At 40.7% G+C, this 1,846-nt stretch carries 2 protein-coding genes; both read right to left on the reverse strand.

All coding sequences use genetic code 11. The annotated features are described in order from the left end of the window. Positions 1–466, reverse strand: a 466-nt coding sequence (gene arsH, locus VB654_RS18265; protein WP_323215227.1) for an arsenical resistance protein ArsH, incomplete at its 3' end; no start/stop codon positions are given. Between the two features lie 126 nt (positions 467–592). Beyond that, a complete protein-coding gene (arsB, locus tag VB654_RS18270; protein WP_323215228.1) occupies positions 593–1,741 on the reverse strand; it encodes an ACR3 family arsenite efflux transporter in 1,149 nt (382 codons plus the stop codon). Positions 1,742–1,846 lie beyond the last annotated feature (105 nt).

Genomic DNA, 1,846 nt, shown 5'->3' on the forward strand with positions numbered 1-1,846 from the left:
TAAACTCTTGATAAGCTTTTGCCACCGAAGACTGATTGGGAATTGTAAACATTCGCATCCACCGTCCCAAAATTCGCAGCGTATTCACAGTATTAAAAGACTGAGAACCACCACTTACTTGCATAATTGCTAAAGTTCTTCCCTGAGTTGGTCTAACTGCGCCTAAACTCAGAGGAATCCAGTCAAGTTGATTCTTCATAATACCAGTAATATTGCCGTGCATCTCAGGACAAGACCAAACTTGACCCTCAGACCACATACTCAATTCTCGTAATTCCTGCACTTTGGGGTGAGTATCCGCTACAGTACCATGAATCGGTAATTCACGAGGATTAAAAAATTTCACCTCTGCACCAAATTCTGTAATGATTCTAGCTGCTTCTTCTGCTAACAAGCGACTATAAGAACGTTCTCGCAATGAACCATATAAAAATAATATTCTCGGTGGATGATTGAAAGTTGTCATGAAAACAGTAATTACTTCTGATAATAATTAAGGTGTGTAGATCAGGAAAATTATGCACAAGTTTGTAGTAATGGCTTTAGCCCTTTAAAACTTAGCCACCAGAGCGATAAATCGCTGACTACAAGCCTACAAACTAGCAATACAACGTGGATCTGGTAAAGTCGCTTTTTGCGGTTCCCTGGGAAACCAAGCAGCCGTGCGCTTACAAACTTCAACCAACATTAACATAACTGGAACTTCAATTAACACCCCAACAACTGTAGCTAATGCAGCACCAGAATTTAAACCAAATAACATGACAGCCGTAGCAATAGCCACTTCAAAGTGATTACTAGCTCCAATTAACGCTGCGGGTGCGGCATCTTCATAAGATATATTCAACTTTAATGCTGCCACATAACTAATCAAGAAAATGAAATTAGTTTGAATAAATAGCGGTACGGCAATCAATAAAATGTGTAAGGGATTATTAACAATAACTTCACCCTTAAACGCAAATAGCAAAACTAAAGTAATTAACAGAGCAGTAATCGAAACTGGAGTGAGATACTTTAAAAAACGCCTTTCAAACCATTCTCTACCTTTGTGTTTAAAAATCCAGTAACGGCTGTACATTCCTGCTAATAATGGCAAACCAACATAAATTATCACCGATAAAACTATAGTTTGCCAAGGGACTATTAAATCATTGGCTGCTAATAACCATCTGCCCAAAGGTGCATATAAAAACAGCATCAGCAGAGAATTAACTGCCACCATTACTAAAGTATGTCCTTGATTGCCGTAGGAAAGATATCCCCACATCAATACCATTGCAGTACAAGGAGCGATTCCTAATAAAATTGCTCCAGCAATATAGGAATTTGCTATTTCTACTTCGTTACCACGAATTAATTCTGTACCTGTTATAAGTGGACGAAATAACCAACCCAAGAAGAACTGAGCAAATGCCACCATTGTGAATGGTTTAATTAACCAGTTTACTACTAAGGTGAGAATTACAGGTTTGGGGGCGCGGACAGCGTTCACAGCTTGGGTAAAGTCAATTTTTACCATGATGGGGTACATCATGAAGAATAGACAGATGGCAATGGGAATTGACACTTGATAAATACTCATTGCATCCAGCGCTACCGCTACCCCAGGAAATAATCTCCCTAATGTAATTCCCGCCAAGATGCACAAAAAGACCCAAACAGTGAGGTATTTCTCAAAAAAACTGAGATTACTCCCGGCTTGTACAGGGGCTTGATTGCTTTGTTGATTTGTACTCATATCATCTTTCTGCTCCCTGCTCCCTGCTCCCTGCTCCCTGCTCCCTGCTCCCTGCTCCCTGCTCCCTGCTCCCCTGCTCCCTGCTCCCTGCTCCCTGCTCCCTGC

Origin of the sequence: Nodularia sp. UHCC 0506 (assembly GCF_034931045.1) — a bacterium.
Classification (GTDB): domain Bacteria; phylum Cyanobacteriota; class Cyanobacteriia; order Cyanobacteriales; family Nostocaceae; genus Nodularia.